At 70.4% G+C, this 15,148-nt stretch carries 13 protein-coding genes and 1 pseudogene; 10 read left to right on the forward strand and 4 right to left on the reverse strand.

Going from position 1 to position 15,148, the window contains the following annotated elements; translation table 11 throughout:
- Window positions 1-11: 11 nt before the first annotated feature.
- The 3 genes from ACFPZ3_RS20490 to ACFPZ3_RS20500 form a co-directional block, all read right to left on the reverse strand.
- On the reverse strand, window positions 12-1,028 hold the full coding sequence (locus tag ACFPZ3_RS20490) for an NAD-dependent epimerase/dehydratase family protein (RefSeq protein WP_379515768.1): 1,017 nt from the start codon (window positions 1,026-1,028) through the stop codon (window positions 12-14).
- 135 nt (window positions 1,029-1,163) lie between these two features.
- Complete coding sequence (locus ACFPZ3_RS20495; protein ID WP_379515769.1) at window positions 1,164-2,048, reverse strand: Gfo/Idh/MocA family protein; 885 nt, start codon at window positions 2,046-2,048, stop codon at window positions 1,164-1,166.
- A gap of 66 nt (window positions 2,049-2,114) precedes the next feature.
- On the reverse strand, window positions 2,115-3,608 hold the full coding sequence (locus tag ACFPZ3_RS20500) for an arabinofuranosidase catalytic domain-containing protein (RefSeq protein ID WP_379515770.1): 1,494 nt from the start codon (window positions 3,606-3,608) through the stop codon (window positions 2,115-2,117).
- Between the two features lie 351 nt (window positions 3,609-3,959).
- Between ACFPZ3_RS20500 and ACFPZ3_RS20505 the strand changes: the two are divergent.
- Window positions 3,960-4,025, forward strand: a pseudogene (locus ACFPZ3_RS20505) (hypothetical protein); the annotation flags it as partial.
- 294 nt (window positions 4,026-4,319) lie between these two features.
- Window positions 4,320-5,870 carry a M4 family metallopeptidase gene (locus tag ACFPZ3_RS20510; protein ID WP_379515771.1) on the forward strand — a complete coding sequence of 517 codons (1,551 nt, stop codon included), beginning with the start codon at window positions 4,320-4,322 and terminating at the stop codon, window positions 5,868-5,870.
- A gap of 111 nt (window positions 5,871-5,981) precedes the next feature.
- Here the strand turns inward: ACFPZ3_RS20510 and ACFPZ3_RS20515 are convergent, their stop codons facing one another.
- The gene (locus ACFPZ3_RS20515) at window positions 5,982-7,169 is read right to left on the reverse strand and encodes an ROK family transcriptional regulator (RefSeq protein ID WP_379515772.1); all 1,188 of its coding nucleotides are present in this window, start codon (window positions 7,167-7,169) and stop codon (window positions 5,982-5,984) included.
- A gap of 147 nt (window positions 7,170-7,316) precedes the next feature.
- On the opposite strand from ACFPZ3_RS20515, the gene ACFPZ3_RS20520 reads away from it, so the two are divergent.
- The 8 genes from ACFPZ3_RS20520 (at window position 7,317) to ACFPZ3_RS20555 (ending at window position 15,106) form a co-directional block, all read left to right on the forward strand.
- A complete protein-coding gene (locus ACFPZ3_RS20520) occupies window positions 7,317-10,835 on the forward strand; it encodes an alpha-N-acetylglucosaminidase TIM-barrel domain-containing protein (protein ID WP_379515773.1) in 3,519 nt (1,172 codons plus the stop codon).
- An 85-nt stretch (window positions 10,836-10,920) separates the two neighbouring features.
- The gene (locus ACFPZ3_RS20525) at window positions 10,921-11,115 is read left to right on the forward strand and encodes a CsbD family protein (RefSeq protein ID WP_379515774.1); all 195 of its coding nucleotides are present in this window, start codon (window positions 10,921-10,923) and stop codon (window positions 11,113-11,115) included.
- A 150-nt stretch (window positions 11,116-11,265) separates the two neighbouring features.
- Window positions 11,266-11,631, forward strand: a complete 366-nt coding sequence (locus ACFPZ3_RS20530; RefSeq protein ID WP_379515775.1) for a YbaB/EbfC family nucleoid-associated protein — start codon at window positions 11,266-11,268, stop codon at window positions 11,629-11,631.
- On the forward strand, window positions 11,628-12,536 hold the full coding sequence (locus ACFPZ3_RS20535) for a WXG100-like domain-containing protein (RefSeq protein ID WP_379515776.1): 909 nt from the start codon (window positions 11,628-11,630) through the stop codon (window positions 12,534-12,536). Before ACFPZ3_RS20530 ends, ACFPZ3_RS20535 begins: the two co-directional genes overlap by 4 nt.
- 7 nt (window positions 12,537-12,543) lie before the next feature.
- Complete coding sequence (locus tag ACFPZ3_RS20540; RefSeq protein ID WP_379515777.1) at window positions 12,544-12,903, forward strand: hypothetical protein; 360 nt, start codon at window positions 12,544-12,546, stop codon at window positions 12,901-12,903.
- A gap of 272 nt (window positions 12,904-13,175) precedes the next feature.
- Window positions 13,176-13,430 carry a response regulator transcription factor gene (locus tag ACFPZ3_RS20545; RefSeq protein ID WP_465263561.1) on the forward strand — a complete coding sequence of 85 codons (255 nt, stop codon included), beginning with the start codon at window positions 13,176-13,178 and terminating at the stop codon, window positions 13,428-13,430.
- Complete coding sequence (locus ACFPZ3_RS20550; protein WP_379515779.1) at window positions 13,427-14,095, forward strand: HEAT repeat domain-containing protein; 669 nt, start codon at window positions 13,427-13,429, stop codon at window positions 14,093-14,095. Before ACFPZ3_RS20545 ends, ACFPZ3_RS20550 begins: the two co-directional genes overlap by 4 nt.
- A 6-nt stretch (window positions 14,096-14,101) precedes the next feature.
- Window positions 14,102-15,106 (forward strand): HEAT repeat domain-containing protein, encoded by a 1,005-nt coding sequence (locus tag ACFPZ3_RS20555; RefSeq protein ID WP_379515780.1) that lies wholly within the window; start codon window positions 14,102-14,104, stop codon window positions 15,104-15,106.
- Window positions 15,107-15,148 lie beyond the last annotated feature (42 nt).

The following is a 15,148-nucleotide window of genomic DNA, read 5'->3' on the forward strand; positions in this document are numbered from 1 at the left end:
TGGCGCGCGGGTCAGAAACGCCCGTCGCGGCGCTCGAACTTGGTCGGCTTGCCGAGCAGCTGCCCGCCCTCGGAGACCCACCGGGCGGTGTGCTCGATGAGCTCGGCGGGGGTGATCTCCGGATAACCGAACAGCCGGTGGCAGCGCGCCGCGTTCGACAGCAGCGCGGTCGGCGCCTCCTGCCCGGTGAACACGGGCTCCTTGCCGAGCGCGGCGCCGAGGTCCAGCGCGGCCCGGCGGACGGAGATCAGCTCGGGTCCCGTCACGTTCAGAACGGCAGGCGGCGTGTCGGCCAGGGCCAGCGACCGCAGCGTGACCTCGTTGGCATAGCCCTGCCAGACCACGTTCACCTGCCCGGTGGACAGGTCGATCGGCTCTCCCGCCAGGACCTTCTGCGCCAGGTCGACGAGCACGCCGTAGCGCAGCTCGACCGCGTAGTTGAGGCGGATGAGCGACAGGCGCGTCCCGTACGTCTCGGAGAAGTGCGTCAGCACCCGCTCCCGGCCCAGGCAGCTCATGGCGTAGTCGCCCACGGGCCCGACCGGAGAGTCCTCGGTGCTGCCGCCGCTCGTGACGGGGACGAGCGGGTAGACGTTCCCGGTGGACAGGGCGGCGATCCTGGCGTCCCTGAACCGGTCGGCCACCCGTCCCGGCAGGTACGTGTTGGTGAACCAGGTGGCGTGCTCGCGCCCCTGCGTGCCGAACTTCGCGCCGACCAGGAAGACGACGTTCGGCGCGTCCGGCAGCTCCCGCAGGGCGCGCTCGTCGGCCACGTCGGCGGGCACCACCGTGGCGCCCTCCCCGGCGAGCGCCTGCGCGAGCCCCGGCTCGGAGAAGCGGGACACGGCGATGATCCGCCGCTCGGAGCCCGCGGCCCTGGTGGCGTTGAGCGCCAGCCGGACCAGGCTGGGCCCGAGCTTGCCGCCGGCGCCCAAGATCAGAATGTCACCGTCGAGGCTGCTCAGATCCTCGACGAGCCCGGCACTCGGCCGCGCCAGCCGCTCTTCGAGTTCCGCTGTCGTCCGCACGCGGGTTCTCCTCCGTATGTCATTTACGGTCCAGACCGTAACTGTCCCAGACTTCGGCTGTCAACGGGGCGGCTGAGGTCAGGCGCTCCCGCGGGCCCTGGACCAGCCGACCCGGCTGCCAACGGCCGGCTGGGGTCAGGCGCTCTCGCGGGCCTGGACCAGCACCTCCAGGATGGCCCTGGTCTGCTCCCACGGCACCGGACTGGGCGCGCCGCCGAGCATCGAGAGGAACGCGTCGATCGTCCCCTCGTACCCGAGCCCCTTGAGCGGGTCGTCGCCACCCTCGATCGCGATGGTCTCCGAGCCGTCGCGTCTGTGCAGGGTGACGGTGTAGGACTCGCCTTCCGAGACGCCGAGGATCTCGACCGTCCCCGTGACGCCGTTCCCCCACCTCAGCGCCATGACGCCGGTGTCCTCCGAGCGCAGGTTCCGGTAGTGCCGGCTGGCCCCCGCGGCCCCTGCCAGCCGCACGTCGGGGCCGAGCAGGGCCACCAGCAGCTCCACGCCGTGGACGCCCATCGTCACCAGGGTCCCGCCGCCCTCGCCCGGCGTGTCCTGCCAGGCGTTGTAGCCGGTGTCCCAAAGTCCCACGTCATGCCGTACGGTCGCCCGCACGGCCAGCAACTCCTCCGGATCCACCCGGACCCCCGCGAAGGCGGGGGCGAAGCGCAGCACCGAGCTCGACAACACCCGCTCGTGGATCGCCAGCCGGTCGAGCGCGTCAAGCTGGGCCCGGGAGGCGGCGGCCGGCTTGTTCAGGAAACACGGCACACCGGTGTCCAGCACCTGCGCCAGCGCCCCGGGCACCTGCGGGTTGGGCACGGTCAGCACCACGCCGTCGGGGCCGGTGGCCAGCGCCTCACCGAGGCCGGCCGCCACCTTGGCCCCCGGATGCTCCTCGGTGAAGCGACGCAACCGTTCCTGGTCCGGCTCCCACACCACCAGCTCGGCGTGCCGGGCCAGGGTGCGGGCGTCAGCGTACGGGTGGCTGGTGGCGAGCCCGGCCAGAGCAACGCGCACGATCGTCTCTCCTTCTCATCGGAAAAGGAGACCATCATGGCAGTTCGGCCGTGCCCAACCGGTGTCCTACGGTGCGATCGACCAGAGCTGGCAGGGGTTGTTGAGCCACATCCACAGCCGGGCCGGCGTGCCGTTCGCCGTGCCGCAGTTCTCGTCGTCGAGCACCATGCCGCTGTTCTCGACCACGAGCTCGTACCGGCCGTTGCCCGCGGGGATGACCGCCCACTGCTGGCACGTGTTGCCGAGCGACGTCCACAGGTTGACGGCCGTGCCAAGGGCCTGTCCGCAGTTGACCGCGTCGAGCACCTTGCCGGCGTTGACGTTGGTGATCGTCCACTTGTTCGCACCGACGCTGTTGAAGCGCCACTGCTGGCACGTGTTGCCGAGCGCCTGCCACTGGTCGACCTGCGTGCCGTTGGCCGTGCCGCAGTTGACGGCGTCGAGTACCTTGCCGCTTGTGAGGTTCGTGAGCCGGTAGGTGGCCCCGTTCACGGGGAAGGTGACGCTCTTGCCGTAGCCGACGGAGACGACGTTGGCCTGCACCGCGTTCTCCGTGGCGTCGCTCGGATAGCCGCTGGTCATGACGCCTTCGAAGAACGATCCGACGGAGCCGTTGCTGTTGTCGCCGCCGATGCCGAGGATGATCGCGCCCTGCTTGGTCATCGGGCGGTAGCCCGCCTGGGTCGGCAGCGCCCCGTTGTACCGCGTCGCCAGGCTGCCGGACTGCGCGTTGCCGTCCTTGATGGCGTACGTCGAGGTGCCGTTGTTCTTCAGCACCGCCGTCACGAACGCGGAGCCGCGGCCGGTGTTCGCGGTCCAGGAGCCGTTGCCGCCGGCGAACAACCCGTTCTCGAGGTCGGCCGCGACGCGCGGTCCGCCCGCGCACGGTGCGAACCAGCACAGCGTGCCGAAGTAGATCGCGTCCATGTCGCCATTGCCGGTGTCCAGGTTGTTGGTCTCGGCGTTGCCGTAGTCGAAGCAGCACCGGTTGTTGACGTGGGTGCCCTCGGTCACCATGTACATGCCCTCGGGCTGGCTGCCGGTGGCGACGCCGTTCGTCGCGTTGTTGCGGTAACCGTTGCCCGCGGAGATGTAGACGCCGTAGACCTTGTGGCCGCCCGCCGTCACGGGCAGAGCCGCCGCGTTCGCGCCCTGGTCGGCTGTGGGATTGGCGCCGCCGCCTGGAGCGATCGTGAGGTCGTTGTGGCGCGAGGTCTGGTCGTAGATACGGACGATCGTGCAGTACGTGCCGGAGCAGAAGGAGTCCTGGGTCGCGGCGTTCGCGTAACCGCCGGCGCTGAGCACGCCGATGTTGGCCGTCGCACCGTCGGACCAGCGCCGCACCTGGTAGAGCGCCCCGTTGTAGGAGCCGAAGAGCGCACGGGTGGTGCTGTGAGCGGCGACGCACGGCGTGCCGCCGCTCGCGTAGATGTCGCAGGACAACGTGCCGGCCGCCTGTGCCGTGCCCGGCACGGCGACCAGCGCGGTGACGACGAGCGCCGCGAAGGAGGCGACGGTGAGGGCCGTTCGCCGCCAGTGCTGCAGAGACCAGGAACCCATGGTGTGCCTTTCGTGTGCGGCGAGGCAGCGCAGTGCCCGGCGGTGACCGTTGGGGGGCGACATGGTAGCGCTAACATCCGCATCGATTGTTAGCGCTAACATTTTTGTCCACACAGGCGTTTCGGTTAGCGCCCAAAGTGTCATCAACGACGCGGCGACTGTCAATACCCGGCGATGGACATACCGGCGACATACCACCCGTCTCTACTGTGACTGTCCCGCTGGCTCACGACCGACGAGGCCGGCCCTCGCCGGCCGCACCTGATCTCGCTGGCACACATCGAGAGCGGGGAACCGCCGGAACGCGGGCGAGACTCGTGGTGCTACGGCGCCGCGGGTGCGGCCCGTGCGGTGTATCTGGCCGGCGCCGCGCTGGACCGCGCGGACTGGCGCGCCGACGCGCATGCCGCCCTTCGTGGTGCGCTGAGCGCGGCGAGCGACGAGCTCGTCCATGACTCCGGGCTGTGCCACGGCTCGACCGCCCCGGCTTCCTGGAAGGCGCCGCGGGCATCGCCCTCGCCCTCCACACCTACGCCACGGGGACCACCCCGATGACGTCGTGGGACAGCGCCCTGCTGAGCTGACACCATCCATACCACGGCGGTATGGGCAAATTGGGAGGTATCACTTAGGTCATCCGCGGTGCGAATCTGAGTGCATCCCCAGCCGGCCGGGGCTCGTCCACTCCACCCCCCTTGAGGAGCAACGAGCGTGAACCCCAAGCTCAGGTTGGGCGCTGCCGCCGTACTCGCGTTAGCCCTGGCCATCACCACACCGGCGGGCGTCACAAGCGCGAACGCCCAGGTGGCCGACCCGCCCTCACCCTCGGAGCGCGGCGCCGCGGTGGCGACCGCGCAGAGCGTCGTCGCCTCCAGCCGGACGCAGCTCCTGGCCGCCGACCAGGACGCCTTCTCGCTGTCGTCGGCCATCGCCGGCGTCAACGGCATACAGCACCTCACCTACACGCGTACCCACGCCGGCCTGCCCGTCTTCGGCGGCGAGGTCATCGTCACGACCGGCAAGTCCGGCAAGGCCGTCAGCACGATCGACACCGGCCAGCAGGCGAAGATCGAGCTGGACACCAAGCCGCAGATCGCCGCGCAGGCGGCGGCGGACACCGCCCGCAACGTGGCGCCCAAGGCCACCTCGATCAGCACGCCGGCTCTCGTGGTGCACGCCGCCACGGCCACGCCACGCCTGGCGTGGGAGGTCGTGGCCGCCACCGACGACCAGTCCAGCATCGTGCACGTGTACGTGGACGCGCGTGACGGCCAGGTCATCGACCAGTGGGACCAGGTGGTCGACGGCACCGGCAACAGCTTCTACAACGGCAGCGCGGTCACCATCGACACCTCCCCGTCGTACGTGATGCGCGACCCCACGCGCACCGGCGTCCAGTGCGGCGGCCAGAACGGCGCGGTGTACACCAAGTCGACCGACAGCTGGGGCAACGGCAGCGGCACGAACCTGGAGACGGCCTGCGTCGACGCGCTCTTCGCGGCCCAGCGCGAGTGGAACATGCTCCGTGACTGGCTCGGTCGCAACGGCATCAACGGCTCGGGCCGCGGCTACCCCGCGAGGGTCGGGCTGAACCAGGCCAACGCCTTCTGGAACGGGTCGTACGCCTCCTTCGGCCGCAACTCAGCCAGCAGCCAGCAGGCCACTTCGATGGACGTCGTCGGGCACGAGTTCGGCCACGGCATCTTCCAGTTCTCCGGCGGCAGCGGCGGCAGCGGCAACGAGTCCGGCGGCCTGAACGAGTCGACGGGTGACATCTTCGGCGCGCTGACCGAGGCGTACGTCAACGAACCGGCCAGCCTCGACCCGCCCGACTACCTGGTCGGCGAAGAGGTCAACCTGTCGGGCCGCGGCGCGATCAGGAACATGTACAACCCGTCTGCGCTGGGTCACCCGAACTGCTACAGCTCCTCCATCCCCGGCACCGAGGTGCACGCGGCGGCCGGACCGCAGAACCACTGGTTCTACCTGCTGGCCGAGGGCACGAACCCGAGCGGAAAGCCGGCCAGCAGCCGGTGCGACGGCGGCGCGGCCATCACCGGCGTCGGCGTCCGCAAGGCGGGCCAGATCTTCATGACCGGCCTGAACATGAAGACGGCGCCGTGGACGCACGCCAAGGCGCGCGTGGCCACGCTGCGGGCAGCCAGGACGCTCTACACCGGCTGTGTGGAGTTCAACGTCATCAAGGCGGCCTGGAGCGGGGTGAACGTCCCCGCGCAGAGCGGCGAGCCGACCTGTCCCTGAGCACGATGGCAGCCCTGTTCAGCGCGGATCGTCCGTAATCCGCCTGAGCAGGGCGCTGACCAGCTGACCAGCTGACCAGCTGACCAAAAGGCCGGGCTGCCCGCCGGAGGGTCAGCAGGCGGTCAGGGCGTGGCGCCACACCTCGTCCAGGGCCATCTGGATCGCGCCGGTGAGCACCGTGCCCTCGGCCAGCTCCGACAACTCCACGCGCGGCGGGGTGAGGGTCAGGCCTTCGAGATGCCGGACGATCGCCTCCAGCAGGACCGCGCCGGCCCGGGCGATGCCGCCGCCGATCACGATCGCGTGCGGGGAGAGCACCAGGACGGCGGGCGCGACCGCCTCGGCGAAGACGGCGGCGACCCGGTCGACGACCTCGGCGGCGACGGGGTCACCCGCGGCGGCGGCCGCGAAGACGGCGGCGGCGTCCGTCACACGGGCGAAATCGGATCCCGGATGCTCCGCGGCGTGACGGCGGGCGAGCTCGACGATCGCCTCGGCGCCGATCGCGCGCTCCAGCGGCCCACGACCGTCCCCGGCCGTGTCGAGGGGGGTGGCGGACGGGCGGATGAACCCGATCTCACCGGCCTGGCCCGCGCCCCGGTGCAGGCGCCCGTCGATGACGACGCCGGCCCCGAGCCGCTCGCCCCACTGAACCGCGAGCAGGGTGCCCGCGCCGGCGTGCCGGCGGGCGGCCGCCAGCGCGGCGAGGTTGGCGTCGTTCTCCACCGTGACCGCACACTGGAAACGGTCCCGCAGGCGGCCCGCGAGGTCGATCTCCGACCAGCCCGGCACGCTCGGGGCGAACAACACGCGGCCGGTGCCCTCCTCGACGATGCCCGGGGTCGCCGCGGTGACGGCCATGACCTGCTCGGCGGCCAGGCCGGCGGTCGCCAGGGCTTCGCCCGCCGCCTCGTCCACCGCCTTGAGCAGGTGCTGGGCGTCACGGTGGCCGACCGCCCGGCGAACCACGGCGAGGCGCTCACCGGTCAGGTCGGCGATGCCCGCCGTCACGGTGTGCGGGCCGACGTCCAGGCCCAGTACGGGTGCCGCCCGGCCGTTCAGCGAGAACCGCGTCGCCGGTCTGCCCACCGTGGCAGGCCGCGGCGCGTGCTGCCGCAGCCAGCCGGAGGCCAGCAGGTCCTCCACGGCCTGGGCGACCGTCGGGCGGGTGAGCTCGGTCAGCCGGGCGAGTTCGGCCACCCGTACGGGCTCGGGCGCGCGCCGCCGGACCGCGTCGAGCACCGCGGCCCGGTTCATCCTCCGCAGCACCGGCGTGCCCGGCGGCCGTTCTGCCTGCATCCACGCCCCTCGCTGTCCGTTTCATGAAACATCTGCCGCGAGATCTTGACCTTCGGTCGCTCGCAGCTGAGTATATTTTCGCAGCGATCTTACGAAAAGTCCTTTACTTAATGGACTTTGCTCGCCCCCTCGGAGGTGGCCGTCCCCATGCCCCGCGCCCCGCAGAGTCCCGCCCTCCGGTTACGGCCGTGCCTGGCGGCGCTCGCCGTCCTGCTCACGATGCTCGCCGCCCCGTTCGTCGCCCAGCCCGTGGCGGCGGCCGGCACGCCCTCGCAGCCGGCGCCCACCCGCCTCGACGGCCCGGCGGCGCAGGCCCTGGAACGGCTGATCGGCGCCGCACGCGCCAGGCAGGTCACCTTGCGCGCGATCGACAAGGGCGCGGGACGGGACCGGTTCGAGGTGTACGCCGAGCGGGGCCGCCTCGTCGTCGCCGGCACGACACCCGCGGTTCAGCTCACCGGCTTCGGCTACTACCTGCGCCGGGTGGCGCACGCCGACATCGCGATCAACGGCTCTCAGACCGACCTGCCCCAGCGCCTCCCCCTGCCCGCGGCTCCCCTCGCCGAGGACTCCTCGGTGGATCACCGCTTCGCGCTCAACGACACCAACCAGGGCTACGCGGGACCGTATCTGAGCTGGCAGGAGTGGCAGCGGCGGATCGACGTCCTCGCGCTGCACGGAATCAACGAGGTGCTCGTCTACGAGGGCCAGGAGGCGGTCTACCAGCGCACCTTCATGGAGTTCGGCTACACGGACGAGCAGATGCGCGCGTGGATCCCGCAGCCGGGCCACCAGGCCTGGTGGCTGCTGCAGAACATGTGCTGCACCGACGGCCCCATCTCCCAGCAGCTCATCGACCAGCGGGCCGAACTCGGCCGCAAGATGGCCGACCGCCTGCGTTCGCTGGGCATGGTTCCCGTGCTGCCCGGCTACTTCGGCACCGTGCCGACCGACTTCAAGCAACACAATCCGGAGGCCAACACCGTCCCGCAGGGCACCTGGAACAAGCTCGAACGCCCCCACTGGCTCGACCCGACAGGCCCGATCTTCGAGCGCGTCGCGGCCGCGTTCTACCGGGTGCAGACCGAGTTGTTCGGCCCCAGCACCATGTACAAGATGGACCTGCTGCACGAGGGCGGCACGCCCGGCACGGTCAACGTCGCGCAGGCCTCACAGGCGGTGCAGCGAGCCCTGAACACCGCCCACCCCGACGCGATCTGGACGATCCTGGGATGGCAGAGCAACCCGCTGCCGGCGACGCTCCAGGCCATCGACCGCAGCAAGATGTTCATCGTCGACGGCATCAGCGAGGAGTCCGGCACCACTGACCGGGACAAGGACTTCCTCGGCACCGGGTACGCGTTCGGCACCATCTGGAACTTCGGCGGCCACGTCAACCTCGGCGCCCGGCTGACGGTGTGGAACGAGAAGTTCCACGCCTGGCGCGACAAGGCGGGCACGGCGATGAACGGCATCGCGCTGATGCCGGAGGCGATCGACAACAACCCGGCCGCGCTCGCGTTCTTCACCGACCTGCCGTGGCAGGACGGCCGGGCCGACATGGACCAGTGGTTCGACGACTATGCCACCGCCCGGTACGGCGGCGGCGACCCGCACGCCAAGGCGGCCTGGCGGATCCTCCTCGACACCGTCTACAGCTGGCCCGCCACCGCCGACACCCGGCACGTCACCGGCCTGTACGACGACCAGCCCGGCCTGGCGAACACCGGCTACCCCCTGCAGTACGACATCGCCGCCTTCGACAAGGCGCTGGACGAACTGCTCCAGGTCGACCGGCGCCTGCGCGGTAACGGCGCCTACCGCTACGACCTCGTGGACGTCGCCCGGCAGGTGCTGGCCAACCACAGCCGGCTGCGACTGCCCGAGATCCGCGCCGCCTACCGCGCCAAGGATCTCGACCGCTTCGAGCGCCTCACCGGCCAGTGGATGGACGAGATCCGGCTGATGGACCGGCTGCTGGGCACCGACGAGCACTTCCTGCTCGGCACGTGGCAGAAGGAGAGCCGCCGGCAGGCCGCCACCCCCGCCGAGGCGGCGACCCTGGACTACAACCTCAAGTCGCTGGTGACGCTCTGGTCCGCCGACTCCGACCTGCAGGACTACGCCCGCAGGGAGATGAACGGCCTCGTCGGGCAGTACTACGCGAAGCGGTGGCAGCTGTTCTTCGACAGCCTGAAGGCCGCGCTGCGCTCGGGCGCCGACTACCCCGAGCCGATCGACTGGCGGGCCGTCGCCCAGGACTGGGCCAAGGCCGGCACCAAGCTCGCCTCCGAGCCACGTGGCGACGCCTACACCGAGGCGGCCGAAGTGGCCGGACTGCCGGACGGCGCGGTGAGCGTCGAGATCGACCGCAAGGGGGTCAAGCCGGGTGAGACCGTGCAGGTCACGGCCGTGTTCACCAACGACAACACGTTGCGGCCCACCGGCCGGGTGACGCTCCGGCTCGACGCCCCGCGGGGATACCGGGTGCGGGCGACCTCCCCGGACCGCGCCGACCGCATCGCCCCGGGCGACCGGCTCACCGTGACGTGGACGGTCACCGTGCCGGCCTCCGAGGCCCCGGGCACGACCCCGGAGCTGAAGGTCACCTCGGCGGACGCCGGCCGGCGCGACACGGCCTCGGCCCAGCTGCTGATCGCCGGAGCCGTGCCCTCGTCGTACCGGACGACGAGCAACACGCAGGCCGAGTTCGCCGCCACCGGCGACGGGATCGCGATCGCGGCGGGTGGCGCGGACCTGTGGCGGGAGACCAACGAGCTGGCCACCGCCTACCGCACGCACGCCCTGGCCGACGGGCAGCAGGTCGAGAGCACGGTGCTCCGGCAGGACGGCGCGTCCGACTACACCCGGTCCGGGCTGGTGGTGAGCGGCGACCTGGGCACCTCAGGCTCGGCCGGGTACGCCAACATCGCCCTCACTCCCGGTCACGGCTGCGTCTTCAGCTGGGACTCCGACGGCAACGGTCAGCTCGACGCGAACGCGGAGGTGGGCGGGTTCGCGCCGCCCGTACACGTGCGCATCGGCAGGTCCGGCGACCGGCTCACCGCCTCCTGCAGCAGCGACGGCGCCAACTGGGCGGTGATCGGGTCGGCCGCCGTACCGGGCGCCGACACGGCGCTCGACGCCGGGCTGTTCGTCAGCGCGGCCAACCGGCACACCGGCCGGCAGGCGATCGCCGTGCTGACCGAACCCGCGCCGGCCCCGTCCACCGCGCGCGACGGCTCGGGTGACACGCTGCAGAGCCTCCGCAAACCGGTCACGGCGCTGAGTTCGGAGCCGAACCGCGGCCCCGGGTACGCCAACGACGGCAACCGGGCCAACTCACCGTACTTCGCCAGCCAGATGACCTGGGACACCACCTGGTGGAGTGTCGACCTCGGGGCAATCGACGACATCTCACGCGTCAACGTGCGCAACTACGTCGGGGGCGGGCGCTACTACGAGTACCGGCTGGAGGGCAGCCTCGACGGTGTCACCTGGTACACCCTCGGAGGCCGCCGGGGTCCCCGCGCCGCGACCGACGCCGGGGACACGATGACCACCGAGGCCAGGGCCCGGTACGTCCGGGTGGTCGGCACGCACAACACGGCGAACCTGTCGTTCCACCTCACCGAGGTCAGCGTGTACGGCACACCGGCACGCTGAGCCGTCTGACCGGAACCACGTTTCGTTCCTCCTGGTCGGAAAGTACTAAGGCTTGCGGGTACACGACGACCAGAGGGACATGGATATGAGCGCCAACGACAAGATCCGTAACAAGGCCCAGGAGCTCAAGGGGAGGGCGAAGGAGAACGTCGGTGACGCCACCGACGATGAGGAACTGCAGGCAGAAGGCCGTGCCGACCAGACCAAGGGCGGTCTGAAGCAGGCCGGGGAGAAGGTCAAGGACGCCGGCAAGAAGGTCAGGGACACCTTCAAGAAGTGAGTTCTCACTCCTGTCGCTGAGCGGGGCTCGGCAGCCCCGCTCAGCGACACCCTGGACGGCCGGCAAGGGGCGGCCCTCATTAACCCCTATTACCTGCCTGTTTTACGGATATATAGTGTTGAGTTCGCGAGGGATGACTCAAGAGGCGGGATGACATTGCCGACAGATCCGTTCACCACCGCCGGCGACCAGGAGCTGGGCAGGCTCCTTCAAGGCTTCCAGCAGGATCTGGCGGCGCTGGAGGAGCTGCGCGACCGGATCGCCTCCGTCGAGGGCCGGGGCGAGGCGGCCGACGGGCGGGTCGTGGTGAACGTGACGCAGACCGGGGCGCTCGCCGGGATCACGATCGATCCGCGCGCCATGCGGCTCAGCTCCGACCAGCTCGCGGCCGCGATCATGGAGGCCTCCGCACGGGCGGCGCGCGATGCCGAGCACGAAGCCGGCGATCTGGTGGCGCCGTTCATCGCCGGCACGCTGCTGGACGACGACCGTACGGACGGAACCCGGCGGCGTTGAGGATCAGCCCCGGCCGCGCGAGCATCTACGGCGTCGGCACGCTCGGCATCGCCGCCTTCGTGTTCGAGATGCTGGCCGTCGACTACCCCGAGGGCGATCCGGACAAGGCGCGCCAGGCCGCTGCCGTCTGGGCCCGCCTGGCCGACCGCATCCAGCAGAGCCCCGGCCACACGTACCCGGCCGCTCAGTCGGTGTGGCGCAGGAACGAGGGGGGCGGGGTGGAGGCGTTCAAGTCCGCGGTCACCGCCGGGCTGTACCCACAGGCCGAGGAGAACGGGTACGCCGCCAGGCTCGCCAGGCGGTGCCGTGACAACAGCGCCGCCTGCCTGGACTTCGCCGAAACGATCAAGGTGGCCCGGGACGCGTACTGGACGCTGGCCCTGGCGAACCTCGCCAGTTTCGTCTTCATCACCACCTTCCCCTGGCAGGCGGGGGCGGCGTACCAGATCACGCAGATCCTCATCCGGCGGGCGCAGGCCCGGCTGCTGGCGAAGCTGCTGGAACACAGCATCGCCAAGATCGTGCTGAGCAAGCTGACGGAGTACACGATCGGCAGCGCCTTCTTCGCCGTGGGCGACGTGGCGGTCGTGGCGGGGGTCAAAGCGGCGCGCGGCGAGGACCCCGGCTCGCTCGGGGAGAACGCCAACCAGGCGCTGAAGGAGTTCGCCGCCTCGGTCGCCTTCTACGGGGCGTTCGACGCGGCCGCGCCCCTGGCCAGGAAGGTGACCTCGAACGTGGACGTCCAGTATTTCCTGAGCCGCCTGGCCGGCGGGTCGGTCGGATACGGCCCCTCGTACGACGCCATGAACGGGGAGTCGGGCGAGGAGCTCATCCCCACCTGGAAGCAGACCCTGGGCCGCGTGCTTCTGTACTTCACCATGGCTCACAAGCCTGCGGGGGGCTGAGAACGGCATGGAGTTCGACAAAACACAGATCCGCTCGGCGGCGGCCGCGTTCGACCTCGAAAGGGGTGACCTGGCCAAGTTCGTCGCCGAGGCCGCCGCGGACCTGAACGCCATCGGCGACTTCTGGGGCGGCACCACGGAGGGCACGACGTTCTTCAAGGGCCAGGGCGGCGCCAGCGGTTACGAGGCGGTCACCGGTCAGATCATCGAAGGCATCGAGGTGCTCCTCGACGCGCACCACGAGATCGCCGAACGCCTGCGCCTCATGACCGACAACGTCGAGGTGGCCGACTGGGACAGCGTGGCCGCCATCCTGTCGAAGCTGCCCCCGGCCGATCCCGACCAGCCGATCTGGGGTGCGGGCTGACCACGACCGATGCCCACACCTCCGAACACGACGTGGTCACGTCCGTCCTGACCGTTTCACCGCACGCATGACTGCAAGGCGCCAGCGGCAGTGTCGGCGATGGGCTCAACATCGACGACGTCGTGGTCGCCGACGAGTAGTCGCGCACCGTCATTCCTCGGGATACCTTCCGTTCTGGAACAACTACCCTCCGGAGTAATTGTGGCGCCGCTGGGCACATCCAGGCGGCGACCGGCGGGCTGCTGCTGCCGTCGTTCTGTGACTGGTACGGCATCACGGCCCGCGAGCGCGCGGTGATCGAGCTCCTGTACGGCGGCGCCGCCCCCAAACAGATCGCCCGACGGCTGGACGTGTCGCCGCACACGGTCAACGACCACCTGAGGGCGGTGTTCCGCAAACCGGCGCCCGCGGCCGGGACGAGCTCATGGCCGCCCTCACCGCCTGACCTCCCCGCATCCTCTGAGCCGCGGCTTGACCTTGACACGGTGACAAGGTCTTCACTGTTGCCCAGGAGGTGGTCCCGATGACCATGCAGAAGCAGGACACGGATACGATCCGAGCTTTCGAGGGGCTGGCGGACAGCCACTCGTCAGTGCGGCTGCGGGCGGCGATGGCGGTCGGCACGACGCCTGATCCGCGCTTCATCGGCAAGCTCATCGAACGATGCGCGATCGAACCCGAATTCCATGTACGCGATATGCTGACCTGGGCACTCACCCGCCATCCGGCATCCATGACGGTTCCGGAGCTGCTCAAGGAGCTCCGCTCGGAGCGTGCGCAGGCACGAAGCCAGGCGCTGCACACGCTGTCCAAGATCGGGGATCGGCGAGCGTGGCCGGCGATCACACCGGCGCTTCTGTCCGACGCCGATGATGAGGTGGCGCGGAGCGCGTGGCGGGCAGCGGTCGTGCTCGTGCCCGAAGGGGAGGAGCACGAGTTGGCCGCGGTGTTGTCGACGCAGCTCGGGCGTGGCGAACGTGAGACGCAGCTGAGCCTCAGCCGGGCGCTGGTCGCGCTCGGTGAGGTGATCGTGCCCACGCTGAGCGCCGCGATGACGCATCTCGACCCGCGCGTGCGCGCCCACGCGATCGCCACCGAACGGCTGTTGAGCGACCCGGATACCGGATTCGAGTTCGCGATCGAGGAGGCCAAGCGCGTCGTAGCCCTCGGCGGCAGCGGCAAGGAGGAGTGATGGGCAGTGTTGATCGGTGATGTGGCACGACGGTCCGGGGTCAGCGCCCGCATGCTCAGGCATTACGACTCGCTCGGCCTGGTGCGGCCGACGGGTCGTACCGGCGCGGGCTATCGCGAGTACTCCGGCGAGGACATCCGGCGGATCTTCCAGATCGAGAGCCTGCGCTCATTGGGGCTGTCGCTGCGTGACGTCAGTCGCGCGCTCGATGATCCCGGCTTCGCGCCCTCTGAGCTCGTCGACGACCTCATCCGCCAGACGCGAGAACGCATCGCGGCTGAGACGGAGCTGCTCACGCGACTGCGCCGGATCGACGCCGTAGAACCCGCCGGCTGGGAGGACGTCCTCCAGATCGTCGCGCTCCTGCAGGCGCTGGGGTCGAAGAGCGCCGGCAGACGCCAGCGCGCGGCCTTGTCCTCGGTCGAAGAGGCGCCGATGCCGGTGGAGGCACTGGTCGAGGCGGCACTGAGCGAGACGGACCCGAACGTCGCCGGAGCCCTTCGCTGGGCTTTGGCGCAATCGGGCGATGACGGCTTGACGCTGCTGGCGGAGGGGCTCGGCTCGCCAGTGGCCGAGGTGCGCACGCGTGCCGTCCAGTCCATCGCCGAGATCCCGGACGATGCGGCGACCACACTGCTGCGGGGCTCGCTCACGGACCCCGACGTCGCGGTCCGCAGGTACGCGGCTCTGGCGCTCGGGTCACGGGGAGTGGCCGGCGCGATCCCGACGCTCATCGACATCGTCGTCGAGGGGACGAACGACGTCGACGCGGCCGACGCCCTGAGCGCGCTGGCGAGTCGTCCCGCGCTGGCGGATCAGATCGCTACCGGCCTCGTTGACCGCCTCACCCACAGCGGCGTCGAAGCGTCTGCGCGGCGACGGCTGACACAGGCGCTCGCGGACATCCCGGGAACCACAGCCTCACGAGCCCTCGCGGATCTGTCACATGACCACGACCGGGCCGTCGCGCTGACCGCGACATACATTCTCGGGATCCGCGACGCACGATGACGGATCCTTCCTGGGCTGCCACGTGCGATACCGGACCACGAG

The organism is Nonomuraea insulae, from assembly GCF_042656245.1.

Coding starts and splice junctions, on each gene's coding strand:
- ACFPZ3_RS20540 (WP_379515777.1), top strand. CDS start 12,544: ATGGAGTTCGACAAAACACAGATCCGCTCGGCGGCGGCCGCGTTCGAC.
- ACFPZ3_RS20520 (WP_379515773.1), top strand. CDS start 7,317: ATGCCCCGCGCCCCGCAGAGTCCCGCCCTCCGGTTACGGCCGTGCCTG.
- ACFPZ3_RS20500 (WP_379515770.1), bottom strand. CDS start 3,608: ATGGGTTCCTGGTCTCTGCAGCACTGGCGGCGAACGGCCCTCACCGTC.
- ACFPZ3_RS20515 (WP_379515772.1), bottom strand. CDS start 7,169: ATGCAGGCAGAACGGCCGCCGGGCACGCCGGTGCTGCGGAGGATGAAC.
- ACFPZ3_RS20525 (WP_379515774.1), top strand. CDS start 10,921: ATGAGCGCCAACGACAAGATCCGTAACAAGGCCCAGGAGCTCAAGGGG.
- ACFPZ3_RS20530 (WP_379515775.1), top strand. CDS start 11,266: ATGACATTGCCGACAGATCCGTTCACCACCGCCGGCGACCAGGAGCTG.
- ACFPZ3_RS20550 (WP_379515779.1), top strand. CDS start 13,427: ATGACCATGCAGAAGCAGGACACGGATACGATCCGAGCTTTCGAGGGG.